Source organism: Dyella sp. 2YAF14 (assembly GCF_052114725.1).
Taxonomy (GTDB): Bacteria; Pseudomonadota; Gammaproteobacteria; order Xanthomonadales; family Rhodanobacteraceae; genus Dyella.
Genome location: NZ_JBFRFH010000001.1, coordinates 834296 through 858031 on the forward strand (window position 1 = coordinate 834296; position 23736 = coordinate 858031).

20 protein-coding genes are annotated in these 23736 nt (G+C 66.1%); 6 read left to right on the plus strand and 14 right to left on the minus strand.

Annotated elements, in window-relative coordinates; all coding sequences use genetic code 11:
• Nucleotides 1-33: 33 nt before the first annotated feature.
• The 3 genes from AB4Y82_RS03915 to AB4Y82_RS03925 all read right to left on the minus strand — a co-directional run bounded on the left by AB4Y82_RS03915 (nucleotide 34) and on the right by AB4Y82_RS03925 (nucleotide 2499).
• The gene (locus AB4Y82_RS03915) at nucleotides 34-954 is read right to left on the minus strand and encodes a sensor histidine kinase (protein WP_441602533.1); all 921 of its coding nucleotides are present in this window, start codon (nucleotides 952-954) and stop codon (nucleotides 34-36) included.
• 84 nt (nucleotides 955-1038) lie between these two features.
• Nucleotides 1039-1770 (minus strand): response regulator transcription factor, encoded by a 732-nt coding sequence (locus AB4Y82_RS03920; protein WP_046970365.1) that lies wholly within the window; start codon nucleotides 1768-1770, stop codon nucleotides 1039-1041.
• A 111-nt stretch (nucleotides 1771-1881) separates the two neighbouring features.
• On the minus strand, nucleotides 1882-2499 hold the full coding sequence (locus tag AB4Y82_RS03925) for an arylesterase (RefSeq protein WP_441602532.1): 618 nt from the start codon (nucleotides 2497-2499) through the stop codon (nucleotides 1882-1884).
• Between AB4Y82_RS03925 and AB4Y82_RS03930 the strand changes: the two genes are divergently transcribed.
• From AB4Y82_RS03930 to AB4Y82_RS03940, 3 genes are read left to right on the plus strand one after another with little or no spacing between them, the layout of a single operon-like run.
• On the plus strand, nucleotides 2498-3244 hold the full coding sequence (locus tag AB4Y82_RS03930; protein WP_441602531.1) for an ABC transporter ATP-binding protein: 747 nt from the start codon (nucleotides 2498-2500) through the stop codon (nucleotides 3242-3244). The two genes, AB4Y82_RS03925 and AB4Y82_RS03930, sit on opposite strands and share 2 nt — an antisense overlap.
• Nucleotides 3245-3257: 13 nt before the next feature.
• On the plus strand, nucleotides 3258-5741 hold the full coding sequence (locus AB4Y82_RS03935; RefSeq protein ID WP_441602530.1) for an ABC transporter permease: 2484 nt from the start codon (nucleotides 3258-3260) through the stop codon (nucleotides 5739-5741).
• Entirely contained in the window at nucleotides 5742-6854 is a 1113-nt protein-coding gene (locus AB4Y82_RS03940; protein ID WP_441602529.1) for an SLC13 family permease, read from the plus strand.
• A gap of 36 nt (nucleotides 6855-6890) precedes the next feature.
• Here the strand turns inward: AB4Y82_RS03940 and AB4Y82_RS03945 are convergent, their stop codons facing one another.
• Complete coding sequence (locus tag AB4Y82_RS03945) at nucleotides 6891-7661, minus strand: DUF4097 family beta strand repeat-containing protein (protein ID WP_441602528.1); 771 nt, start codon at nucleotides 7659-7661, stop codon at nucleotides 6891-6893.
• A 130-nt stretch (nucleotides 7662-7791) separates the two neighbouring features.
• Here AB4Y82_RS03945 and AB4Y82_RS03950 point away from each other — a divergent pair, with 130 nt between their 5' ends.
• Nucleotides 7792-8310, plus strand: coding sequence for a hypothetical protein (locus tag AB4Y82_RS03950; protein WP_441602527.1), 519 nt, complete (start codon nucleotides 7792-7794; stop codon nucleotides 8308-8310).
• A gap of 100 nt (nucleotides 8311-8410) precedes the next feature.
• Here AB4Y82_RS03950 and mazG read toward each other — a convergent pair whose 3' ends face one another.
• From mazG to gspN, 6 genes are read right to left on the minus strand one after another with little or no spacing between them, the layout of a single operon-like run.
• A complete protein-coding gene (mazG, locus tag AB4Y82_RS03955) occupies nucleotides 8411-9226 on the minus strand; it encodes a nucleoside triphosphate pyrophosphohydrolase (protein ID WP_441611116.1) in 816 nt (271 codons plus the stop codon).
• The gene (gene cysQ, locus AB4Y82_RS03960) at nucleotides 9223-10050 is read right to left on the minus strand and encodes a 3'(2'),5'-bisphosphate nucleotidase CysQ (RefSeq protein ID WP_441602525.1); all 828 of its coding nucleotides are present in this window, start codon (nucleotides 10048-10050) and stop codon (nucleotides 9223-9225) included. Before cysQ ends, mazG begins: the two co-directional genes overlap by 4 nt.
• The gene (gene nudE, locus AB4Y82_RS03965; protein ID WP_121878143.1) at nucleotides 10047-10604 is read right to left on the minus strand and encodes an ADP compounds hydrolase NudE; all 558 of its coding nucleotides are present in this window, start codon (nucleotides 10602-10604) and stop codon (nucleotides 10047-10049) included. Before nudE ends, cysQ begins: the two co-directional genes overlap by 4 nt.
• A 19-nt stretch (nucleotides 10605-10623) precedes the next feature.
• A complete protein-coding gene (locus AB4Y82_RS03970; RefSeq protein WP_441602524.1) occupies nucleotides 10624-10968 on the minus strand; it encodes a hypothetical protein in 345 nt (114 codons plus the stop codon).
• Nucleotides 10969-10977: 9 nt separating this feature from the next.
• On the minus strand, nucleotides 10978-11760 hold the full coding sequence (locus AB4Y82_RS03975; protein ID WP_441611117.1) for an inositol monophosphatase family protein: 783 nt from the start codon (nucleotides 11758-11760) through the stop codon (nucleotides 10978-10980).
• Nucleotides 11757-12542 carry a type II secretion system protein N gene (gene gspN / locus AB4Y82_RS03980; RefSeq protein WP_441602522.1) on the minus strand — a complete coding sequence of 262 codons (786 nt, stop codon included), beginning with the start codon at nucleotides 12540-12542 and terminating at the stop codon, nucleotides 11757-11759. The genes AB4Y82_RS03975 and gspN overlap by 4 nt, the downstream gene beginning before the upstream one ends.
• 61 nt (nucleotides 12543-12603) lie before the next feature.
• Between gspN and AB4Y82_RS03985 the strand changes: the two genes are divergently transcribed.
• Nucleotides 12604-13962, plus strand: coding sequence for an adenosylmethionine--8-amino-7-oxononanoate transaminase (locus AB4Y82_RS03985; RefSeq protein ID WP_441602521.1), 1359 nt, complete (start codon nucleotides 12604-12606; stop codon nucleotides 13960-13962).
• Here AB4Y82_RS03985 and AB4Y82_RS03990 read toward each other — a convergent pair.
• Nucleotides 13959-14285 (minus strand): hypothetical protein, encoded by a 327-nt coding sequence (locus tag AB4Y82_RS03990; RefSeq protein WP_441602520.1) that lies wholly within the window; start codon nucleotides 14283-14285, stop codon nucleotides 13959-13961. The two genes, AB4Y82_RS03985 and AB4Y82_RS03990, sit on opposite strands and share 4 nt — an antisense overlap.
• A 163-nt stretch (nucleotides 14286-14448) precedes the next feature.
• Between AB4Y82_RS03990 and AB4Y82_RS03995 the strand changes: the two genes are divergently transcribed.
• Nucleotides 14449-15183, plus strand: coding sequence for a 16S rRNA (uracil(1498)-N(3))-methyltransferase (locus AB4Y82_RS03995; protein WP_441602519.1), 735 nt, complete (start codon nucleotides 14449-14451; stop codon nucleotides 15181-15183).
• Between the two features lie 66 nt (nucleotides 15184-15249).
• On the opposite strand, the gene AB4Y82_RS04000 is transcribed toward AB4Y82_RS03995, so the two are convergent.
• Genes AB4Y82_RS04000 through AB4Y82_RS04010 form a run of 3 tightly spaced genes read right to left on the minus strand, consistent with a single transcriptional unit; the run spans nucleotide 15250 to nucleotide 23676 of the window.
• Nucleotides 15250-15726 (minus strand): chemotaxis protein CheW, encoded by a 477-nt coding sequence (locus AB4Y82_RS04000; RefSeq protein WP_441602518.1) that lies wholly within the window; start codon nucleotides 15724-15726, stop codon nucleotides 15250-15252.
• Nucleotides 15723-17600: a chemotaxis protein CheB gene (locus AB4Y82_RS04005; RefSeq protein WP_441602517.1), complete on the minus strand. Its 1878-nt coding sequence runs from the start codon at nucleotides 17598-17600 to the stop codon at nucleotides 15723-15725. Before AB4Y82_RS04005 ends, AB4Y82_RS04000 begins: the two co-directional genes overlap by 4 nt.
• Complete coding sequence (locus AB4Y82_RS04010) at nucleotides 17593-23676, minus strand: Hpt domain-containing protein (RefSeq protein ID WP_441602516.1); 6084 nt, start codon at nucleotides 23674-23676, stop codon at nucleotides 17593-17595. Before AB4Y82_RS04010 ends, AB4Y82_RS04005 begins: the two co-directional genes overlap by 8 nt.
• Nucleotides 23677-23736: the final 60 nt, after the last annotated feature.

Below are 23736 nucleotides of genomic sequence, written 5' to 3' on the forward strand. Positions count from 1 at the left end.
CAAGCCCCGGCGGGCCGCGATACCTCGCGTGGGTTACGCCGTCACCGGCGTCGATTCCGGAAAACGGATGCGCGCGATGTGACGACGCCCTTCGCGGGTCTGCAATTCCAGCGGCCAATGGAAGCGCTCGCTGATGCGCTGCGCGATGGCCAGTTCGAAACCATGCCGGTTCGCGCCCTGCGAGGGCAAGGGCTCGCCGCGATGCGACACCGTCACTACACCCGGCAACACGGCAATCACGACCGTGCCGCCTTCTGCCTGCTGGCAGGCATTGCGGATGAGCTGCCAGCACAACACCGCAAACACGCGCGGTGAACCATGCAACACGAAGCGCGCCGGCTCTTCGAGTTCGATGCTGATGGGACGTCCTTCCAGCATCTCCATCACATCGGGCAACTCGTGGCGGATCACGTCGTTGACGACGAAGTCTTCCTCGGTCAACCCGTTGTCCGACTCGCGGGCAAGAATCAGCAGCGCCTCCACCAGGGCTTCCATTTCGCGCGTGGAACGCTTGATGCGCTGTACCGAGCGCTGGCCGAATTCGCCCAGCGACGCATCGTCGGCGAGCATGTCGGCGGACATCTTGATCACCGTGAGAGGGCTGCGCAGTTCGTGGCTCGCATCGCGCGTGAAATTTCGCTCGCGCTGGTTGTAGCCGGCAATGCGATTGGCAAATCCGTAGAGGCTGCTGGCCAGCGTGGCCACGTCGGCGTCGGTGCGTCGTGGCAATTGGTCCGGACGCCAGCCATCGAGGCCGGTGGATTGTTCGTCCCAGTCACTGACGGCCTGGGCAAGTCGACTCACCGGCGCCCACTGGCGTCGTGCCGCAAACCAGGAGAGCGCACTGATGATCACGATGAGCACCAGCACCGCGCTCACCGGAGCGACGTTGTACAAGCCCATCAGGCAAACGATCACGATGGCCAGCAGTTGCAAGCCAAATATGATCGCCATGCGTCGATGATACAGCCCGCGGCGGAACGCCCGCGCGGGCTGTGCACTACCCCTGCTGGCCATAATCAACTCATGCTTGCGCGATCATGCCGGCTGCGAGGCAGATGCCACCTCCGACTCGAGATCGGCAAGGCGATATCCAGCGGAGTGGATGGTGTGCAGCAGGGGGCGGTCAAAGGGTTTGTCGATGACGCGGCGCAGGTTGTAGAGATGGGAACGCAGGGTGTCCGAATCGGGCAGCGTATCGCCCCAGATCTCGCGCTCGATGTCGCGCCGGCTGACCACGCGCGGCGATTCGCGCATCAGGATGGCCAATAGCTTCAGGCCGATCGGCGACACGGTGAGCTCCTGCCCGCCGCGCACGAGTCGCAACGTGGCGGTATCGAGCGTCATGTCGCCCACGGTGAGGATTTCGGTGGAGACCTGGCGACGGTCACGTCGAATGAGTGCACGCAGGCGTGCTTCCAGTTCGCGTACCTCGAAGGGCTTCACCAGGTAATCATCGGCGCCGGCCTCAAGACCGACGAGCTTGTCTTCCAGCGTGTCGCGCGCGGTCAGCATCAGCACCGGCGTGGACTTCTTGGCATCGCGGCGCAGCTTGCGGCATACGTCCAGGCCGTCCATGCCCGGCAACATCAGGTCGAGGACGACCACGTCATAGCTGTTGGAGACGGCCAGATGAAGACCGCTGACGCCATCGGCGGCATAGTCCACCGAATAGCCGCGCCGCTCGAGAAATTCGCCGACCATTTCAGCGATCTGGCGGTTGTCTTCGACCAGAAGGATTAGTCCTGCTTGTTCGTCGCGCGAGCTCATCCGTACCTCCTGAAGCTGATTTCACAAAGGTGAACAGCTAACGACCGGCGTCGTGAGGGTCACGTGAAAGAACAGGGCCCCGGTTCACACGCGGTTGTGATTATCCTCACGCTAACGCAACAGTGGCGCCAGTCCCTTCCAGACGTTGTCGAGCACCATCGGCTCGCCGGCCGCCACCGGATGCAGGCCGTCGTCCTGCATCAACTCGGGCTTGAGCGCCACGCCATCGAGCAGGAACGGCACCAGGGCGGTGTTTTTGGTCTTGGCCAGGTCCGCGTAGATGGCACGCAGGCCGTCGCGGTATTGCGGGCCGTAGTTCACCGGCAGCTCGATGCCCAGCAGGAGCACGCGCGCATGCGCCTGCTGGCCGGCGTCGATCATGGCGGCGAGATTGTCCTTGAGCTGGGCGAGCGGCAGGCCGCGCAGGCCGTCATTGGCGCCCAGTTCGAGCACCAGCACCGCGGGCTTGGTCTTCTCCAGCAAAGCGGCAAGACGATTTCGACCACTCAATGACGTTTCGCCACTGATGCTGGCATTGACCACGGTCCAACCCGGCTCCATCTTGGTGAGACGGTCGCCGAGCAAATGGACCCAGCCGGCCTCGACCGGAATGTTGTGTGCAGCGGACAGCGAGTCGCCCAGCACGAGTACGGTTTTCGGCGGGGCCGCCTGGGCGGTGCCGACGACGGCACCCCACAGCACGACCAGGCAACATAGGAAACGACGCATGAGTGGTAATGCCTCCGCTTTATCCAAGAGTCCATCAACGGACTCCAAGGGTGTCCTGCTGGACGCGATCGATGTTAGCAAGTCGGTGCAAGGCCCTGAGGGCCGCCTCGATATCCTCACCGGTGTGTCGCTGCAGGTACGCGAAGGCGAGAGCTTTGCCATCGTCGGCGCCTCGGGCTCGGGCAAGACCACCTTGCTCGGCCTCTTGGCCGGTCTGGATACGGCATCGAGCGGCCAGATCGCGCTCGACGGTCATGCGCTCGAGCGCATGGATGAAGAAGCCCGCGCGGATATCCGCCGCCGGCTGGTCGGCTTCGTGTTCCAGTCGTTCCACCTGTTGCCCGCGCTGACCGCCGAAGAAAACGTGATGCTGCCGCTGGAGCTGGAAGGACGCGACGACGCCCGCACCCGCGCCCGCGAAGCGCTGGAGGCCGTCGAGTTGAGCGCCCGTCGGCGTCACTATCCGGCCCAGCTCTCGGGCGGCGAACAGCAACGCGTGGCGATCGCACGCGCCTTCGTGAACAGCCCGCGCCTGTTGTTTGCCGATGAACCCACCGGCAATCTCGATCAACGCACCGGGCAACACGTCTGCGATCTGCTGTTCTCGCTCAACCACGATCACCAGACCACCCTGGTGCTGGTCACGCACGATCCCAAGCTCGCCGCCCGTTGCTCACGCCAGGTCACCCTGGACAGTGGCCGCGTGCTGGTAGCGCCGCGCACGCCAGCGGCGGTGGCGCCATGACGAGTCTGTACGCATGAGGCTGCTCACGCTCTCCCTGCGCAGCCTGCGTCGCGAATGGCATTTGCCCGAGCTACGCACGCTGGGCGCATCGCTGGTGCTGGCCGTGGTTGCCTTGGGCGTGGTCGCCACGCTGGCCGCGCGCATGGAACGTGGTGTACTTGCCAGCGCAGCGGAACTGATCGGCGGTGACGTCGGCATCAGCGCGCCTCAGGCGCTCCCGGCAAACTATGCGGAGCAGGCGCGCGAGCGCGGCCTGCAGGCCACCCGTGGCGCCAGCTTCCCCAGCGTCGCCTTCGCGCATGAGCAAAGCCAGCTGCTCGATGTGCTCGCCACCGACAGCGCTTATCCGCTGCGCGGCACGATGGAACTGTCGCAAGGGTCCGGCGGCACCGTGGTCGGTCACGGGCCGGCGGCGGGCACGGTTTATTTCGATCATCGCGCCCTGGTCGCGCTCGGCCTGAAGGTGGGCGACAGCGTGCAGTTGGGCGGGCGCGACCTGCGCATTGCCGCGGAATTAGTGCGCCTGCCAGATGGCGGCGAACTGGTCGCCATGGCGCCGCGCGCCCTGATGAACATCGGTGATGCGGAACAAGCCGGCCTGCTCGCCGTGGGCAGCCGCGCGCGTCACCGCCTGCTGGTCGCCGGGCAGCCCTCGCCGGTGCAGGACTGGCGCTCGTGGGTGCAGGCACAATCCCTGCCGCAGGGCGCGGAGCTGATCACACCGGAGCAGACGCAGGAGCGCATGCGCAGCGCGTTCGACCGCGCCAGCGCCTTCCTGCGCCTCACGGCATTGCTGTCCGCATTGCTGGCCGGTGTGGCGATCGCCCTCGCCGCACAGCGCTATGCGCGCCGCAAGACCAACGAAGTGGCCCTGCTGCGCGCACTCGGCACGCCGCGGCGGCAAGTGCTCGGCCTGCTGGTCGGAACGCTGGGCCTGCTCGCCGTGCCCTCGGTGATCGTGGGCGGCCTGCTCGCGCTCGGCCTCGCGCAGATCACCTGGAGTTTTGCCAGCCAGCTGTTTTCCGCCATTCCGACCACGCTGCCCCTGGGACCTGCGGTGGCCGCGGCGGTGATGGGCCTGGCCGTACTCGCCGGATTTGCCTTGCCCCCGCTGGCACGACTCGCCGAGGTACCGCCGGTCGCCGTGTTCCGCGAAAGCGCGGCGCGCCGCGTGCGGCGTTTCGATGCGCTGTATCTGGTGCCGGCCTTGGTGGCATTGCTGCTGATCTGGAGCCAGAGCGGCTCGGCCAAGCTCGCAGGCATACTCGCGGTCAGCCTGCTGGGCGTGGCCGTGGTTGCTGCCCTGCTTTCGGCCTTGCTGCTGTGGGTTGCCCGTCGCGTGGCGCCCGGTGCGCATCCTGCCTTGCGGCTGGGCCTGGCCGCACTGGCCCGACGTCGCGGCATGAGCCTGTTGCAGGCGACGGCGCTGAGCCTGGGTCTCGTCGCGCTATTGTTGCTGGCCATCGTGGCGCCGGCACTGCTCGAAGGCTGGCGTCGCGAATTGCCGGCTGACACACCGAACTGGTTCGTGCTCAATCTCCAGGACGATCAGCGCGAGGGCTTCCAGCAGGCGCTGGCGCGCATCGGCGGCGAACGGCTCAACATGTTGCCGCTCGCGGTGGGCAAGCTCACTGCGATCAATGGCCAGCCGGTCGACCAGCTGCACTTCAAGGACGAGCGCGCCAAAGACTGGTCCGACCGCCAGCTTCGCCTGTCGTGGGCCGCCGACCTGCCGCCAAGCAATGAAGTGATTGCCGGCCAGTGGCATGGCGATCATCCCGCGCAGGCCGAGGTGTCCATCGACACCATGTGGCGCGACATGTATGGCCTGAAGGTGGGCGACATGATGCGTTTCAACGTGGGCGAAGGCAGCATCGACGCACGCGTGGGCAGCATTCGCAAGGTGGACTGGACCTCGTTCCGGGTGAACTTCTTCCTGGTGTTCGATCCCGCGCACGCAGCGTCCCTGCCGCACACCTGGATCGCCAGCTTCTACCTGCCGCGTGGCCATGCGGAATCGCTGGCACAGCTGTCGCGCGATTACAGCAACCTCAGCCTGATCGACGTGGATGCGATGCTCGATCGCGTGCGAGAGATCGTGAATCAGGTGAGCGGCGCAGTCCGCTGGGTGCTGGGCTTCAGCCTGCTCGCCGGTGCGCTGGTGCTCGCTGCCGCGCTTGCGTCCAGCGCGCAGGAGCGCCGCCATGAAGCGGCCTTGCTGCGCACCCTGGGCGCGCGCCGCACGCAGCTGCGCATGGCGGCCGCGTGCGAGTTTGCCCTGCTCGGCCTGGTGGCCGGACTCACCGCGGCATTCGGCGCCGCGGGCACCGGGCTGTGGCTTGGCCATGCGATCTTCCACATCGAGCACTTCGTGCCACCGCTGGGCTCGCTGCTGCTGGCCGCCCTAGTGGCGGCCGTCGTGGTGATGCTGCTGGGACTGGCCGGTACGGCGCGCGTCAGTCGCACCTCGCCGATGCGTTTGCTAAGGGAAAGCTGAGTGCCAGGCTGGATCAAACGTCTCGGGCACGAACGCCTGCTGATCGCCTTTGCGCTGCTGGCGATCGTGCTTGCCATCATCGATCCACGTCCCTTGGCCAACTATCAGCGCTGGCTGCAACTGCCCACGCTGGCCGGCCTGCTGGGCCTGATGATCTGCATCCAGGGCATCCGCGACAGCGGGCTGGTGCAGCACGCGGCGGCGGCTCTGATCGAGCGGGTGCACTCGCTGCGCGGCCTGGGGGTGTTGCTGGTGAGCACCACGGCCTTGCTGTCGATGGTGCTTACCAACGACGTGAGCCTGTTTTTGCTGGTGCCGCTGACTCTGGCGATCGGCAGCATCTCGAACCTGCCGGTGATGCGCACGGTGGTGCTCGAAGCGCTCGCCGTGAATGCAGGCTCCACGCTCAGCCCCATCGGCAATCCGCAGAACCTCTTGCTTTGGCAGTACACCCACCTGCCCTTGCTTGAGTTCATGCGCGCGATGCTGCCGGCGTTCGGCGTGATGTTTGTACTCGTGCTGTTGCTGACGCTGGTGTGGATGCCGCGCGGCCGCGTGATTCTGCACGCAGAGGATATCGATGGCCATCCGGTGTCGAGCTCCCAGGCCATCCTGTCGGTGCTCGCCTTGGTCAGCATGGTCGCGATGATGGAACACAACCATGCCGTGCTCGGCGCACTGCTGCTCATTGTGCCTTTTGCCTTGCTGGAGTTCGGCACGCTGCGCCGCATCGATTGGCTGCTGCTGGTGACCTTCGCTGCGATCTTCCTGGGCCTGGGCCATTTCGCCGAACTGGCGTCGGTACAGCGCGCGCTGGCGAGCATCAATCTGGAAAATCCACTCACGCTCTATGCAAGCGGCATTCTTGCATCGCAGGTCATCAGCAATGTGCCGGCCACCGTGCTGCTGTTGCGCCACGCACCCGATCCCATGGCGCTGGCCGTGGCGGTCAATGTCGGCGGCTTCGGCGTGGCCATCGGGTCGCTGGCCAATCTGATTGCCTTGCGCCTGGCGAAGCAGCCGCACGGTATGCGGCGGCTGCACATGGTGTCGATACCGTTCCTGCTGGTATGCGCACCGCTCGTCTATCTGGTGATGCGCTGGCTGGGTTGACCCGGCCAGCGCCTGAGTCGTTCGAGATCTGACGAATCAGTCGTCGCGGTCGCGCGGCACGCTCACCTTGCCCTTGATGCCGGAGTGGCTCACGTCGCCGCTACCCTTGGCGCCGAGCGTGAAGTCGCCCTGCACGTCGTGCACCACCAGGTCGCCGGAGCCGAGCGTATCGACGCGCACGCTGCCACCCACGCTGCGAATGCCGATGTCGCCCGAGCCGATGCTGCCCACGCGGGCATCGCCGCGCACGCCGCTGATCTTGAGGTCGCCAGAGCCGATCGAGCCCACATCCAAGCTGCCCACATCGTTCACATCGATGTCGCCCGAGCCGACGCTCAGGGCAAACGGGCCGGAAATCTTGCTGACGTGCACATCACCGGAACCGACCTGGGTGCTCAGGCGCTGCAGTCCGCTGACCCATGCATCGCCCGAACCCACGTTGAGCACCACCGGGATCTGCGACGGCACCTGCATATCCAGTTTCAGGTCGGTGTACGTGTAACCAAACGAGATGTGGCTGTGCTCATGGCCGCCCACTTCCACGATCAGGCGATCGCCCTCGCGATGCTGCGTCACGGTGAGATCGTCCAGCAGCTTCGGATCGGAGGCGCAGGCGCGGCCGGTGACCGTGCCGCCCTTGGCGCCATCGCTGCCGCTCAGGTGCAGGTCGTGACTGCGCAGTTCCACCTGAACTTCGCGCACGCCGGCAAGGTCGAGCGTGAGATTGCGCGGGGCCGAGTACTGGCACTGGTCGGCATAGGAAGCCAGCGGTGCCAGCAGCAGGACGGCGAGGATGAGACGGCGCATGAGGTGCTCCTTGTTGACGGGACAAGGCTTGGATGGCGCCCCGCGAGAAAAGGTTTATAGCCCTGGCCGTCAACGCGTGCCGGCGATCAGCGTTTTTGAGATTTCACGAACCACGTGGGGACCCACTGCCATGCAACGCAAGACACTGCTCGCCTCCGCACTCGCCCTGACGGTTGCCGTTGTGGCCTCGCTGGCCATGGCCCAGGACGCCCCCTCGGCACCGCCCGCCAAGGGCCCCGCCGGCAAGGCCGCGCCGATGGCGCATGACGCCATGCCGGGCCCCATGGGCGGTCCTGAAGTTGGCGGTTTTGGCCACCCCGGGTTCGGCCGGCCCGACATGGCCGGTCCGGAAGCGCCGGTGATTGGCGACCTCGTCGCGCTGGAACACCTGTACCGCGAAAGCGGCCGCAGCAAGGAACTGCCCGCGCTCTACAACGACGTGCTGTCCAAGTCGCAGGACCCGCGCGTGCGCACCTACGTGTATCACCAGCTCGCCCGCCTGCAGGCGGCGCCGGCCAATACCGATCAGGCGATCGCTACGCTGCGCAAGAGTCTCGATGAGAACCTCGCCAATGAAGCGAAGATGCGCGCGCAAATGGACAAGCTGCGCAGCCAGTGGGAACAGCGCAGCAATCAGCCGAAGTCTTAAACCATAAGAAGAAAAGCGGCACTGCCGGTAGGCAGCGCCATGCCCTGAGGCACGGGAACCCCAGAGCCCGTGCCTCCTTTTTTTGCAGCGCCGACGAGCTTCAGGCGGGCGTGTCGTCCAAACGCTTGGCGCGTTGCCACAGCGCTTCCTGCGCGGGGAGATCGTGCTCGGCCAGGCGTTTGCCGTCCTCGTGCGCCAGCTGCTCCATGGCGCGGAAGCGACGTTCGAACTTGGCATTGGCGTGGCGCAGTGCCTGCGAAAAATCCACGTCGGCGTGGCGCGCCAGGTTCACCATCACAAACAGGACGTCGCCGATTTCATCCTGCAGGCGCTGACGGTCGCGGCCGTTGGCGAACTCGGCACGCACTTCGTCCACTTCTTCGAGCAGCTTGTCCAGCACGGGCTGCTCGTCCGGCCAATCGAAACCGACCTTGGCGGCGCGCTCCTGCAATTTCAGTGCACGCTTCCACTCGGGCAGTCCGCGCGACACGCCGGCCAGCGCGCTGTCGTCATGCTGCTCGCCCTTGGCGGCGCGCTCGGCGGCCTTGATGTCTTCCCAGCCCTGCTTCTGCGCGTCGAGATTGTCGTAGCTCTCATCGCCGAACACGTGCGGATGACGACGCAGCATCTTGTCGCTGATCGCATGGGCCACGTCGGCAAATTCGAACAGGCCCGCTTCCCGCGCCATCTGCGCATGGAACACGACCTGCAGCAGCAGATCGCCGAGTTCGTCGCGCAGATCGGGCCAATCCTTGCGATCGATGGCGTAGGCGACTTCGTAGGCTTCTTCGATGGTGTACGGCGCGATCGTGGCGAAATCCTGCTGCACATCCCAGGGGCACCCGTTCTGCGGGTCGCGCAGGCGCGCCATGATGGCGAGCAGGTCATCCATGCTGTGCTGCTTGGATTCACTCATAAGGCTTCCAGATCGGCCGACTGCAGGCGCGACTTCCAGTCGATGGCAACGTCGCCCACGGCAATGAATTCGGGGTTGATCAACGAGTCGCCGCGGTTGTAGCGCAGCGGCTCGCCGTTGAGGTCGAGCACGGCACCACCGGCTTCTTCCAGCACGCTTTGCGCCGCAGCGGTATCCCACTCGCTGGTGGCGCCGCGGCGCAGATAGACGTCCGCATCGCCACGCGCCACCAGGCAGAACTTGAGCGATGAACCCAGCGGCACCGAGGTGTAGTCATCGCCGATAAGCTGTTGCAGCAAGGCCACGGCCGAGCCGCCGTGCGAGCGGCTGCCGGCGACCGTTGCCAGTTCGGGCAGGCCGCGCGTGCCGATGCGCTGCCAGTCGGCGCCGGCTTGGCGCTGCAGCCACGCCCCTTCGCCGCGGGCAGCGGCGTAGAGCTCGCCCGTCACCGGCGCCAGCACCACGCCGAGTACGGGCTGGTGATTTTCGATCAGCGCGATGTTCACCGTGAACTCGCCATTGCGCTTGATGAACTCGCGCGTGCCATCCAGCGGGTCGACCAGCCAGTAACGTGGCCATTCGCGCCGCTGCGACCATGGGGCCGCCCGTGCCTCTTCGGAAATGACCGGCAGCACGCCATCCAGGCTGGCGAGGCCGGCAGTGATCACGCGCTGGGCAGCGAGATCGGCGGCGGTCACGGGCGAGTGATCCTGTTTGCGCTCGACTTCGAAATCCTGGCCGTAGACGACCAGGATCGCGTCAGCCGCATCGCGGGCGATCGCTGCGATCTGCTGCAGCAACATGGAGAACGGTACGTCGGTCATGTCGGCTGAAACCGGCCGGCGAGGTATTCGCGAGCCATGAAGAGTGCGGCTATGGAACGGCCTTCGGTGACATCGTCGCGAGCCACCAGCGTGTGCAGGTCGGCCAGCTTCCACGGCACCACTTCGAGTTCTTCGGGCTCGTCGCCTTCCAGGCGTTCCGGATAGAGATCCTGCGCAAGCACCACGTGCGCCATATGCGTCATATACGACGGCGACAGCGACAGGTTGTGCAGGATCTTGAGCTTGTGCGCGCCATAGCCGATCTCTTCTTTGAGCTCGCGATCGGCGCCCTGCTCCACCGTCTCGTCGCGATCCAGGCGCCCCTTGGGCAGGCCCAGTTCGTAACGGCCGACGCCGGCACCGTACTCGCGGATCAGCAGCACGGTCTCGTCGTCGATCATCGGCACGATGATGACGGCGCCCAACCCGCTGCCCTTCAGGCGTTCGTAGGTGCGGCGTTCACCGTTGGAGAATTCGAGATCGAGCTGCTCGACGCGTAGAAAACTGCTGTCGTGCACGTCCCGGGTGGCATGGATGATCGGTGGCTTGTGCATCGGGCGATTGTAGCGCGGCTCAGCGACTGGCCGCCGCAACCTGCTTGCGGCCATCAAAAGCGGCCCAGATCAGCAAGCCGAACGCGATCGCGTGCAGCAGGCTGCCAAGCACCGACCAGATCATCAGGACGCCCCGGACGCTGGCCATCGTCCCCTGCGCCGTCGCATGGGGCAGATACCAGCCATACATGCCCGCATTGGCCAACGTGATCAGTACCTGCAGCGCGCAGGCCACCAGCATCAGCAGCGCCGACTTGCGCGCGGTCGGCCACAGCACGGCGGCCAGACCGATGCCCACGACCGCCGCGATGAACATCGGGCTGTTGCCAAGAATCCATGCATAGATGGGAGCGAGACCTTCCATGAGCGTTCCTCAGTGCGGGAGTGCAAGACGGGAGAGCGCCTGGGCATGAATTGCGGGCGTACCGGCAAGCACGCTCGTCGTGTCGAGCGAGAGCGCGTGGCCGTGGATATCGGTAAACACGCCGCCTGCTTCGCGCACGATGACGGCGAGCGCGGCCACGTCGAGAATGTTCACATCGGACTCGATGACCAGATCCAGTCCCCCTCGCGCCAGCAGGTGGTAGTGGCAGAAATCGCCATAGCCGCGGATGCGATTGCTGCCGGCGATCATGGCGCCCAGCGCTTGCCAGCGTGCATCTCTGGTCAGCGTCTTGATGTTGCCGGTGGAAAGCGATGCCTGCGCCATCGCCTGGGTCGGGGCCACCTGCACGCGCTCGCCGTCGAACCAGCTGCCGCCGCCTGCGCTGGCCCACATGACTTCGCCGTAGACAGGCGCGCTGGACACGCCCAGCACCAGCTCGCCGCGATGCATGAGTGCGATCTGGGTGGAGAAAAATGGCGTTCGACGCACGAAGCTCTTGGTGCCATCCAGCGGATCGACCAGCCACAGCAGCTCGGAGCTGTGGTCGTCGCGGCCGAATTCCTCGCCGTAGATGGAGGCTTGCGGCAGCGCTTTCTGCAGGATCTCGCGTATCGCCAGTTCCGCTTCGCGATCGGCCACGGTGACCGGCGTGTCGTCGCTCTTGAGTTCCACTGCCACGCCCTTGCGCCAGTAGTGCCGAAGCACCAGCGCGGCTGCCTCGGCGGCTTCGCGTGCGGCGGCGAGCGCCTTGGGCAGATCCAGTTCGCTCATCGTTGTTCCCCATGGATGGCGGCGGCAAGACCTCCACTGTAATGGATGTGCGTGACGCCATCGGCATCGACCGCGCCAAAACCGGCCAGCCAGCGCTGTAGCGTGGGATGGCTGCCGCGCGGCGCCGCGACGGCGTCGAAGCGACGCGCCAGAGGGCTCAATTGCAAATGGCCATCGACGCGCAGCGGACCATGGCCGTCGTCCTGCACGGGGCCGTCGATAACGCCATTCGCTGCGCGCAGCTCGGCATGCACACTGCCCAGGCGTAGATCTCCCTGGCGCGGCATGCTCAACACAGCATCCCGCCACTCCACCTGCGTATCCATTGACCAGGGCCAGCCGCCACGCAATTCGATGCTGCCCGCGGCAACCCGCAGCGTGCCTCGCGGCAACCCTCCCAATACCAATGGACCGCCGCCTAGTACGTCGAGATCGATGCGCATTTGGACGTCCGTCCAGGTGGCCTCGGTGGCGCGGCTGCCGGTCATCGTGCCCACGACATCGACACGGGGACCATGCAGTTCCACATGCAGGCGGTTGTCGCCCAGCAGTACAGCGCGCGACAACTGCCATTGCAGCGTGCCCAGGTTCTCGCCCCGCGCCGACAGCACCTTGCCCGCCTTGCCGTCCCATAGCAGGCCGCTGACCTGCTGCAGGCGCACGCCGTTCAGGCGGGCATCCAGCCAGGGCATGGCCCAGCGTGCCGGCAGGAACCACAGCAGCGCAAAAGCGGCGATCAGTAAGGCCAACAGGCCCGTGAGTGCAGTACGCCAAACCTTCAAATCGGCTCCCTGGTGGACGCAAGACTTGAGCAGGCACGCTCGAAACGCCGATCATAGCCGGATGAACACTCTCCCCGCTGCCGACGCGCTGGTGCGTCGGGACCTGAGCCTGCTATGGCATCCCTGCACGCAGATGCACGATCACCAGACGGTGCCGATGGTGCCCATCGCCCGCGGCGAGGGCGCCTGGCTGATCGATACGAGTGGCCGGCGATACCTCGATGGCATCAGCTCGTGGTGGACCAACCTGTTCGGCCACGCCAATCCGCGCCTGGCAGCGGCCCTGGCTGATCAGGCCAAGACCCTGGAGCATGTGATTTTTGCTGGATTCACGCACGAGCCCGCCGTCGCGCTCGCCGAAGCCCTGGTGCGCGTGACGCCGCCGGGCCTGGATCGCGTGTTCTATGCCGACAATGGTTCGGCCGCCATCGAAGTGGCGCTGAAGATGAGCTTCCACTACTGGCTCAACCAGGGGCACGGCGAAAAGACGCGTTTCATCGCCTTGACCGGCAGCTATCACGGCGAGACGCTGGGTGCGTTGTCCGTCAGCGACGTGGCGCTCTATCGCAAGACGTACGCGCCCTTGCTGCTCACGCCCATCCTCGCGCCTTCGGCCGATACGTATGAGGCGTTGCCAGGCGAGAGTCCCGGCGACGTCGCCAAACGTCGTCTCGACGAACTGCGTCAGCTGCTGGAGCAGCACGCGCACGAAGTGTGTGCGGTTATCGTGGAACCGCTGGTGCAATGCGCCGGTGGCATGCGCATGTATCACCCGGACTATCTCGCGGGATTGCGTCGCCTGTGCGACGAATACGACGTGCATTTCATCGCCGATGAAATTGCCGTGGGCTTCGGTCGCACGGGCACGCTGTTCGCGTGCGAACAGGCCAGCGTCTCGCCGGACTTCATGTGCCTTTCCAAGGGACTTACCGGCGGATTCCTGCCGTTGTCCGCGGTGCTGACGACCTCCAGGGTGTACGAGGCGTTCTACGCCGAATACAGCGCAGGCAAGGCATTTCTTCACTCGCACAGCTATACCGGCAATCCGCTTGCCTGCCGCGTGGCGCTGGAAACGTTGAGGATCTTCGACGACGAACCGGTGCTGGAACGAAACCGCGTGCTGGCAGCGCACTTGAGCAAGCGCCTGGCCCCGCTACGCGAGCACCCGAACGTGGCCGACGTGCGCCAGACCGGCATGATCGCCGCGGTGGAATTGGTGGCGGACAAAGCCAGACGCACGCCGTTCCCCTCTTCGGAACGGCGCGGGCTGCGCGTCTACCTGCATGGACTCGAGCACGAAGCGCTGCTGCGCCCGCTGGGCGACATCATCTATTTCATGCCGCCTTACGTGGTCAGTACCGACGAGATCGATCATCTCGTCGATACCGCCGTGGCAGGCATCGAGCGTGCCGTGGCTTAGTGACCGCCGGTCACCGTGATGCTCGGATCCAGCTGCTGCAATGCCGGACCCAGCGTAGGCTGACCGGTGTTGCGGATGTCCTGGTAGCTGTAGCTGCGGCCGGCCACCGGCAGACAGGTACCCGGCTTGGCAGGAATCAGGCTGCCAGTGCTCTGGATGCAGTTGCGGTCGCCCGGTTGCGGGGGCTTCTTGGACGCAGACTGGTCAGCCATGCCTTGCTGGCTCGTCTGCACCGTGGCACCCGCGACCGCCGAGGTCTGCGCCATCGCGAGCGGGGTCGTACCCAGCGCCATGGCTAGTACGAGTAGGGATTTGCTGACCATGATCCACCTCCGGGGAATGAGGGATGACCTACATGCTGCGCCGGCTCCAGCCGGCAGGCAAATGTCCCTGGCGCGGCATCTCCCGTGCATTCAGGTAGTCGGGCGCAAGGCGCATAAGACGGTGTCCGCTATGCTTTACGTTTCCTCCCTTCCCTAACGTCTCATGCGCACGATCCGCATACATGTCGAACTGCCGCTTGCCGTGGGCCTGGAACTGGGTCTGCCGGCCCAGGCGGGCGAGCACGTCGCGCGTGTGCTGCGCCTGACCGCCGGTTCGCCCATCACCTTGTTCAACGGCGATGGCGTGGACTACCCGGCGGTCATCCAGGCGGTGGGCAAGCGCGATGTCACGGTCCGGGTGGAAGCGGCCCAGCCGGTCGGCAATGAGTCGCCGCTCCCGCTGACCCTGGCACAGGGCGTGGCCCGGGGCGAAAAGATGGATCTGATCGTGCAGAAGGCGACCGAGCTTGGGGTGACGCACATCGTGCCGTTGCTGACCGAACGCTCGGAAGTGAAGCTCGATCCGGCCCGCGCCGGCAAACGCCTGGCGCATTGGCAGGCCGTCGTCGCCAGCGCCTGTGAGCAGAGCGGCCGTGCCCGCCTGCCTACGGTGCTGCCAGCCATCCCGCTGGAACACTGGCTGCGCGAGCTTCCGCAGGATGGAGCGCTACGCCTGGCCCTGTTGCCCGAGGGTAGCCGGCGCCCGGGAGAACTGCGTTTCACGCCGGCCGGCGGCCTGCTGGTGGTCGGCCCGGAAGGCGGACTTGGCAACCGCGATACGGCTGCATTGACCGAGGCGGGCTTCGAAGGGCTGCGGCTGGGGCCGCGCATCCTGCGCACGGAGACCGCCGGCCTCGCCGCGCTGGCGGCATTGCAGGCCCTGCACGGCGACGTGTAAGCGCAGAAACGAAAACACGCCCATGCAGGGCGTGTCTTCGGGAGTCACAAGATCATTGGGGACGCTTCAGCTGGCCGGCTCGAGCAATTCGAGCAGCTCCGCCTCCATGCCTTCCAGATCCGGGATCACGGCAATGTCGTCGCGCACCAGTACCTGTGCCCGCACGCCTGGCGGCAGCGGCGCGCCGTCGTGGGTCGGGATGATCAGTTCCGCATTGAGCGTGGTCAGGCGCGGGAAGCCCTGGGTCACCACGGCAATGAAGGGCAGATCCGGATGACCGCCCAGCGCCTTCAGCACGGCAACGCGGTAGGACTGTTCGCTGTCGCCCTCGCCGGCTCCCGCCAGCGTGTTGAACGAGACCAGCGGCACGCGCCAGCCGCGCCAGGCGATGCGGCCGAGCAACCACGCGGGCGCCCCTTCCACCGCTTCGGGCGTGGGCATCGTGATCACTTCGGCCACGGTGGCATTGGGCAACAGCAAGCGCAGGTTGCCGACCGGCACCAGGACGCAACGAATTTCACGCGGTAGTGGCAAATCGCTCATCGCCGGCCCTCCATCGACATCTCTTCCACCAGGCGCGCCGCGAGTTCCGCAGGCGTGCCCGAATAACTGTGCAGGCGCTCGGCTTCGATGCCGTGCACCATATCGGCAAACTGGCCGTCAGACGACTCGATCCACACCTGGCCACCACGATCGTGGATCGCCTGGCAGCCGCCGAGTGCATCGTTGGCCTGGCCCGCGAACACGATGGCCTGCGCATTGCGGCCAAACACGTTGGCTGCGAGCGTGAAGCTGGCATCGATCGGCGAGCTGCGCACGTCGCTGTTGTCCAGCGACTGCAGTTCCACGCGACCATCGCGATGTATGCGTGCCTGCTGCCCATCGGGCACCACCAGCACCTCGCCGACGCGGGCACGCACGCCCTGCGCGGCAACGCGCACCGGCATTTCGCTATAGCGGGTCAGCGTATCGGATAGTGCCTCGACGGATTTGCCGCCCAGATGCTGGACATGCAGCACGGCCGCGCGCAGGTCGCCGGGCAGCATCGACAGGAACGAACACACCGCCTCGAGACTGTCCGCGGCGGCGCCCAGCACGAGCAGGCGGCCAATCGCGGAATCCAGATCGTCCAGCAGCATTTCATTGCCGCCGTCGTATTCCTTCGGCGCCAGCGCTTCTTCGATCGACACCAGTTCCAGTGTCATGCCCGGCTCGATGATGGATGCGGTTTCTTCGCCGCCTTCCGGCGCCAGGAAGTCCGCGGCGCTGAGCTTTTCGACGCCGAAATGGGCGGCCTTGGCCGGCGCCGGTGCAGACGCCGCCGGCGCGGGCGCCTCGCCTTCGTCGAGCAGAGCCCAGGCCGAAGCCGCACCCAGCAAGGATGCGGGCGATTTGTTCTGGCTCTCCGCCGCCGCGACCGACGCCATGAACGATTCGTCGAGCGGTGCCAGGGCTAGATGGTCAAGCTGGAACGAGGGCATGTGGCGAGCAGCGGCGTCCTGTGCCGGCGCATCGATCGGTGCATGGCCCTGGGTCGTCAGCGTATCCAGGCCAAAGCTGCCGTCATGCAGCGGCGGCAGTTCGGCGTCGCCGCTGAATTTCAGCCCCGAGCCAAAATCGTGGTCGGCGACCGCTTCGCCTTCGAGCGCGCCGAAGTTGCCGTCATGCAGTTCCGGCAGCGGTTCGTCGGCAGAGAACTTCAGGCCCGAACCGAATTCGTCTTCCGCTTCGAACGGCACATCCTTGAGCGCAGCGAAATCGTCCAGGTGCAGCGGTTCGTCGGCGGCATGGAACGACAGCTCCGAACCCGCCTCCGCTTCCACCAAGGCCGGCTCATCGGCGGCGATGAAGGCCTCCAACTCGGCAGCCAGCGATTCGGACTGCTCTTCGGTGGCTTCCACTGCCTGCGGCGTGATCTCGGCTGGGGTGATCTCGGCCAGCGCGACCGGTTCCAGTGCGGCGGCGAAACTGGGCAGCGGCTCCTCCGCCACGACGACCGCCGGAACCTCGACGCTTTCCGCGAACGCCGGCTCGGCCACTTCAGGCACGGCCTGCGCATCCTGAGGACGCGGCGGATCGAGATCGCCCTGCGCCATCACCTTCACGGCGAGGTGGCGCGCCCAACGGGCACGGTCCCAGCCGTTGAGCGAGCGGCTGGCGGCGGCATCGTTGAACACCACGCGAGGACGGTCACCGTCGATCACGTCGTAGAGACGGTCCAGATCCTCGTCGGCGTCTTCATCCAGGTTCACCACCAGCACTTCGGCGCCGGTGCTCGCAAGCATCTGCTTGTCGAGGGTGGACAGCGCCCCTTCGTGCACGATCCTCGCCCCGCGTTCGCGCAACGCTTCACGCAGCTGACCGCCGAGTTCCACGTCATCGAACAACAAGGCCACCGCCGTCGCCGTTTCAGCCATTGAGCGACTCCGTGATGCGCTGTTCGAGCACTTCGCCAATCTGCGCCAGCAACTCGGCTTCCTGATAAGGCTTGCCGAGGTAGCGGTCGACGCCGATGTCGAACGCGCGCTGGCGATGCTTATCGCCGGTACGCGAGGTGATCATGATGATCGGCACATCGCGCAGTCGCGGATCGGACTTCATCTGCGTGGCCAGCTCGTAGCCGTCCATGCGCGGCATTTCGATGTCCAGCAGCATCAGGTCGGGCACGCGCTCATGCAGCTTCTCGAGTGCGTCCACGCCGTCCTTCGCCGTGGCCACTTCGTACTCGTGGCGTTCCAGCACGCGGCCGGTGACCTTGCGCATGGTGATGGAATCGTCGACCACCATCACCAGCGGGCGCACGCGCTGTTCTTCCACCACCGGCGTTGCCACCGCGGTGAGACCTTCGTCCAGGCGCTGCAGGCGGCGGGAGATGCCGTGACGGACCAGCGGGGCGAGATCAAGAATGATCAGCACCGAGCCGTCACCCATGATGGTCGCGCCGAGGATGCCCGGCACCGAGCTGATCTGCGGGCCAACCGACTTCACCACGATTTCGCGCGAGCCGATCACGGCATCGATGCGGATCGCGGCACGCAGGTCGCCTGCTCGGGTCAGCAGCAACGGGATCTGCTCGTCGTCGCCCACATGCGTGGTCACCGCGCCCAGCAATTCGGACAGGTGATGGATGTCGAAGCTCTCGCCACCGTACAGGAAGGTCGGCTCCGGCTCGGCCATGCGCTCGGCCAGTTCCGCCGGGCTGATGCGCGCCACGCCCTGCACCGAGGTCATCGGGATGGCGTAGTTGGATTCGCCGATGCGAACCAGGATGGCCTGGGTGACCGCGAGCGTGAAGGGCAGTCGCAGCACGAAGGTCGTGCCCTGGCCTTCCTTCGATTCGATCGACAGCGCACCGCCGAGCTGCTTGATTTCGTTCGCCACCACGTCCATGCCCACGCCGCGACCGGCCAGCTGGGTCACGCTGCTGGCGGTGGAGAAGCCAGGCTGGGTGATGAGGGCAAGCACCTGATCGTCGCTCAGGCGCGTGTCGTTGCGGATCAGGCCACGCTCGATGCCGCGCTTGCGGATGGCGTCGCGATCCAGACCGCGGCCATCGTCGGTCACGCGCACCACCACCTCGGTGGCTTCGCGCGCCACGCGGATGCGCACGGCGCCTTCTTCCGGCTTGCCTGCCTTGCGACGATCCTTGGGCGATTCGATGCCGTGCGCCACAGCGTTACGCAGCATGTGTTCGAACGGCGCCTTGATGCGGTCGAGCAGGTTGCGATCCATTTCGCCGTGGGCGCCTTCCACGTACAGCTGGGCGCCCTTGCCTTCTTCCTGCGCGGCCTGGCGCAGCGTGCGGCGCAGGTTCGGCACCATCGTGTCGAACGGCAGCATGCGCGTGCGCAACAGGCCTTCCTGCAGCTCCGAGCTCACGCGCGACTGCTGGATCAGCAACGTTTCGGCCTGGCGGGTCAGTTCGTCCAGCATGCCCTGGATGGACACAAGGTCGGATACCGACTCGGCCAGCGCACGCGAGTACTGCTGCAGCTGGGAGAAACGATCGAGCTCGAGCGGATCGAATACCGAGATACCGGCTTCGCGATGCTCGCGCTGGAAGCGCGCGATGATCTGCGCTTCCGTTTCGATTTCCATCATGCGCAGCTGGCTGCGCAGACGCTGCACGGTCTGGTCCAGTTCGACCAGGTTGAAGCGGTAGCCGGCCACTTGCTGTTCGAGGCGCGAGCGGTAGATCGCCACCTCGCCTGCATGGTTCACCAGCGTATCGAGCAGTTCGGCGCGGACGCGGATCTGTTCCTGCGGCGTGCTCGGTGCGTCGTCGCGGTCTTCCGGCAACAGCTCCGGCAAGAGTTCGGGCAGCGGCTCGGACAACACCACCGGGCGAGCCGGGAACGGCACCACGTTGGGAGCTTCCGGCGCCTCGGCGGGCACCGCCGCCTCGCCTTCGCCGGACATCGCCAGGAAACGGTCGATGAGAGCCTTCGGGTAGGCCACCGCGCGGCCTTGCGAGACCAGTTGCACCAGACCGTGGAGCTTGTCGAAGCCCACTTCCAGCGCGGCAATCAGCTCGCCGATATGCGCCGATTCGGCGTGGATCGGCCGTTCCAGCGCGGTTTCGATGGCGTGCGTGAGATCGCCCACCGGCACCATGCCGGCAATGCGCGCACCGCCCTTGAGCGTGTGCAGGTCGCGCAGGATCTCGCCCAGATGTTCGATCGCACTCGGCTCGGCGCGCCACAAGGCCAGCACGCCGTCGGAGTGATCGAGAATCTCGCGTGCTTCCTCGATGAAGATTTCCAGCAGGTCCGGATCGATCTGGCTGGGCAGCAGTGCGTTCTCGTCGAATTCTTCTTCCGGCGCAGCCTGCGTCGGCGTCGCTTCGACCTCCGCTTCGGGGGCCGCCGCGGCTTCGACCAAGGCCTCTTCTTCGCTCGGCAGTTCCGGCGCATCGAGCACCGGCGCTTCCAGCACGATCTCTTCGATCGGCGTTTCCTCGAGCGTGACGATTTCCTCGACCGGCTCGATGTGTTCGATCACCGGCTCGGCAAGCTGCTCGAGTTCCGGCTCGGTCGACTCGATCTCGACGGACGGCGCCGTCTCCTCGAGCTCAGCTTCCGGCACCGCGACGTGTTCGACCGATGCCTCGTCCTCGTCGGCCACCGGACCGATTTCCAGCGTCTCGGCGTCGTCGAGCAGGTCGGCATAGGCCTTGCTGAAGTCGTCTTCGTCGATCGCCGGCACGTGGGTCGTTACGTGATGCGAGCTTGGCTCGCCCGTCGGCAAGTGGGCATCGAGATCGAACTCGCCCAAGGCGGCGAGCAGTTCGTCGGTGTACTTGTCGGTCTCGGATACGGCCGGCGGCGAGGCCAGCTCGATATGCTCGACCGGCTGCGAGGCGTCGGAGAGCGCTTCGTCCAGCGAGGCACCGAAAGTTGCTTCGTGCGAGGCTTCGGCGGCGTGCAGCGGTGCATCGTCCGAAACATCGGCAGGGGTTTCGAACAGCACGTGCGCCACTTGCGGCTCGGGCTGGCTGTCGCGCAGCTCCGTCAGGCGATGGATCAGATTGTCCAGATCCGGCAGCTGCGGCGACGGCACATCGAACTGACCCATGACGTGATCGACTGCATCGGCGCTCTGGCTCAGCAGCATCACGCCTTCCGGCGACAGCGGCAGGCCCGCGGCGCGCAGGCGCTTGAGCAGGCTTTCCAGCGGCGACAACAGCTGCGTCAGCACCGGGATGTCGACCATCGCGATGGCGCCATGCAGCGTGTGGACGGCGCGCAACAGGCTGTCCTCCACGCGCAGTTCGCCGTCGACGCGGTTGATCGCGGTGCGGATGGTGGCCAGGTACTGCGCCACTTCGCTGCGCAGGATTTCCAGCAGCACCGGATCGATCGGCGGCATCACCGGCGCGGCGATGAAGTCATGCACAGGCGCCACCGGCTCGGCCGGCGAGCTTTCGATCCCGGCCAGGCTGGACGCCGGAATGGCTTCGGCGGAGGTGTCCACACGCGGCACGCGACGGCGCACCACGCGTCGCACCGTCTCGGTGCCACTGACGGGAGCAATGTCGGCCAGGCGGGCATCGACCTGACCGGACGACAGGCGCTCGGAAATTTCCATGATGGCCGTGAGCGGGGCCGTGACCAGGCCATCGCCCGTCAGCGCGGTACGCAGTTGCGGCAAGGCGTCGATGGCGGCGCTGACCACTTCCTGCACGCCCTGGCTCGGCGGGATCGACTGATCCAGCACGCGGTTGAGCATGTTTTCGACCTTCCACGCGAACTCGCCGAGCATGGTGGCGCCGACCAGGCGGCCCGAACCCTTGAGCGTGTGGAAGGAGCGACGGATCGAGGTGAGCGAGTCCAGCTGTTGCGGATCGGCCAGCCAGGTCTTGCGCGCGGCATGCAGGTTGTCGATCTCTTCCTGCATTTCTTCCAGGAAGATGTCGCGGATGTCGTCGTCGATGCCGGCGGTGCTGGACTGGAAGCCCGCTTCGACCGCGGCGTAGCCGGAAACCGTCACTTCCTCGACGATTTCTTCTTCGATCTCGATCCAGTCGTCTTCGCTGGTCTGTACCGGTTCCTGCGGCGTGACGTGCACGGTATCGGCCAGGCGCAGGCCGGTGATCTCCTGCGGCACCGGCTCGGGCGTCTCGCTGTGACCCACGATCAGACCCGACAGGTCTTCACCGTGACCCAGGCTGACGCTTTCGGAAAGTTCCGGCTGGTTGGCGAGCGTGGCGGCAAGTGCGGCGTCCGCGGCGCGTGCGACGTCTGCCGGCGGCTCGTCCAGCTCGTCTTCCGACGGCGCACGGACGGCCGGCGGCGGCCAGTAACCGAGGCTGCTGAGGCTGTGCTCGGCGACATCGAGAATGTGTTCCAGACCGCCACGATGTTCGCGCGCGGCTTCGAGGTAGTACTCGAGGGCGGCGAGTGCGTCGGCGAGGTGATCCATCTGCGCGGTGCTGGGCACGCGGCGGTCGGCGAGCAGTTCGTTGCCGACGAAGCGGCCAATGCCCTCGGCCAGTTCGGCCGGACGCGGCGCGGACAGCATGCGCATCGCACCGGCGACTTCGTCCATCAGCGCGCCGACGTCGGCCAGCTGCGTCGCCTGCCAGCCCGATTCGACATAGGCGACGATGGCGTCCTTCACCTTGCCGGTGTTGGCGGTGGCCTCGTGCATCAGCGTGGCGAGGATGTGGCGCGCTTCGCTGCGCGGCAGCATTGCGGTCGGCATTTCGGCGGCGGTTTCGCCGTCGGCGCCGAGGCTCTCGATGTGATCGTCGAGCGAAGCTTCCACGTAAAGCAACGCTCCGGCGACATCGAGCAGCAGCTCTTCGTCCGGCGCACGCACGCGGCTGGCGATTTCTTCCAGCACGCGACGCTGTTCATTGACCACGCGACGCGGCACGCCCAAGGCAAGCATGCCCAGGGTGTCGCCCACGCGTTCGAGCACTTCGGTCTGGCTGGACAGCTGACCCGGATCGGCGTCGGTCTGGCGCAGGAACAGGTCGAGCGCTTCCTTGACCCGCAGCAGGTCGTCCTTGAGCGCCTTGGCGACGGAGTCCAGCAACGCGCGGTTGTGGCCTGCCATCGAACCGCGGGCGTGTTCGATCTCGCTTGCTTCGGGCAGCAATGCGTCCAGCGAATAAGTCTGGCGCAGCAGTTCCATGCGCGGGCTGCCCTGACGGACTTGCCCAACCACGTACAGCAGCTTGCGTGCGAGCTCATCGGCGTCGCCGCCGCGCAGGTTCGCTTCGCCGTGTTCCACCAGCTGGCGAATACTGCGGTCGACCTTGCCGATCAACTGGCGCACTTCGCCGGCCTGGGCCTTGAGTGCACCCTGCTGCACGCCTTCCAGCACGCCGGCCGCAATCCACCACAGGCGACGGCCCGGGATGGTGTGGCAGCGCGCGGTGATGGCGTCCAGCGTCTGGATCATGCCGCCCAGCTGCTGGTCGTTACCCTGGCCGCGGAACCACGACAGCAGCTGCTGCTGGAAGCGCAGGCGCAGCGCGGTGACTTCGCTGCGTTGACGCTCCACCAGCAATTCCGCCGGCGGCGTCGGCGCCTGCGCCGGCAGCGGGAATTCGAGATTGGGCGTGAACAGCGCCGATTCGTGCAGCGCCTGCTGGCCGCGGCTGGAACGCAGATCGTTGAGCAGCGGCAGCAGCACCACCGGCACGTCGCGATGACCGCCGGACAGGCGCTCCAGGTAATCGGGCAGCTGCATCAGGCCACGCATCAGCGCGGCGTAGGCTTCCTCACGGTTCGCCACATGGTCTTCGAGCAGCGAGATGGCGAGTGTTTCCATCTCCTCGGTGACCATGGCGGCGCCGTATAGCTCGACCATGCGCAGCGTGCCGTGCACCTGGTGCAGGCTGTCCGCACAGGAGCGCATCGCATCCCGGTTGCCCGGGTTGTCGACGTAGGACTCCAACGCCTCGCGGGCCACGGCGAGCGTCTCATCGAGCTCGGGCTTGACCCACTGCAGGGTGGTGAAATCGATATGGTCTTGAAGTCTCATGCGCCCCTCTCACCGATCACGTAACGGTTTGTCACGCAACCGCGAGGTTGCCCCCCGTGA

Excerpts from the sequence above, each read along its gene's own strand:
- AB4Y82_RS03915 (WP_441602533.1), bottom strand. The coding sequence starts at position 954 with ATGGCGATCATATTTGGCTTGCAACTGCTGGCCATCGTGATCGTTTGC.
- AB4Y82_RS03920 (WP_046970365.1), bottom strand. The coding sequence starts at position 1,770 with ATGAGCTCGCGCGACGAACAAGCAGGACTAATCCTTCTGGTCGAAGAC.
- AB4Y82_RS03930 (WP_441602531.1), top strand. The coding sequence starts at position 2,498 with ATGAGTGGTAATGCCTCCGCTTTATCCAAGAGTCCATCAACGGACTCC.
- AB4Y82_RS03925 (WP_441602532.1), bottom strand. The coding sequence starts at position 2,499 with ATGCGTCGTTTCCTATGTTGCCTGGTCGTGCTGTGGGGTGCCGTCGTC.
- AB4Y82_RS03935 (WP_441602530.1), top strand. The coding sequence starts at position 3,258 with ATGAGGCTGCTCACGCTCTCCCTGCGCAGCCTGCGTCGCGAATGGCAT.
- AB4Y82_RS03945 (WP_441602528.1), bottom strand. The coding sequence starts at position 7,661 with ATGCGCCGTCTCATCCTCGCCGTCCTGCTGCTGGCACCGCTGGCTTCC.
- AB4Y82_RS03950 (WP_441602527.1), top strand. The coding sequence starts at position 7,792 with ATGCAACGCAAGACACTGCTCGCCTCCGCACTCGCCCTGACGGTTGCC.
- mazG (WP_441611116.1), bottom strand. The coding sequence starts at position 9,226 with ATGAGTGAATCCAAGCAGCACAGCATGGATGACCTGCTCGCCATCATG.
- cysQ (WP_441602525.1), bottom strand. The coding sequence starts at position 10,050 with ATGACCGACGTACCGTTCTCCATGTTGCTGCAGCAGATCGCAGCGATC.
- nudE (WP_121878143.1), bottom strand. The coding sequence starts at position 10,604 with ATGCACAAGCCACCGATCATCCATGCCACCCGGGACGTGCACGACAGC.
- AB4Y82_RS03970 (WP_441602524.1), bottom strand. The coding sequence starts at position 10,968 with ATGGAAGGTCTCGCTCCCATCTATGCATGGATTCTTGGCAACAGCCCG.
- AB4Y82_RS03975 (WP_441611117.1), bottom strand. The coding sequence starts at position 11,760 with ATGAGCGAACTGGATCTGCCCAAGGCGCTCGCCGCCGCACGCGAAGCC.
- AB4Y82_RS03985 (WP_441602521.1), top strand. The coding sequence starts at position 12,604 with ATGAACACTCTCCCCGCTGCCGACGCGCTGGTGCGTCGGGACCTGAGC.
- AB4Y82_RS03990 (WP_441602520.1), bottom strand. The coding sequence starts at position 14,285 with ATGGTCAGCAAATCCCTACTCGTACTAGCCATGGCGCTGGGTACGACC.
- AB4Y82_RS03995 (WP_441602519.1), top strand. The coding sequence starts at position 14,449 with ATGCGCACGATCCGCATACATGTCGAACTGCCGCTTGCCGTGGGCCTG.
- AB4Y82_RS04000 (WP_441602518.1), bottom strand. The coding sequence starts at position 15,726 with ATGAGCGATTTGCCACTACCGCGTGAAATTCGTTGCGTCCTGGTGCCG.
- AB4Y82_RS04005 (WP_441602517.1), bottom strand. The coding sequence starts at position 17,600 with ATGGCTGAAACGGCGACGGCGGTGGCCTTGTTGTTCGATGACGTGGAA.
- AB4Y82_RS04010 (WP_441602516.1), bottom strand. The coding sequence starts at position 23,676 with ATGAGACTTCAAGACCATATCGATTTCACCACCCTGCAGTGGGTCAAG.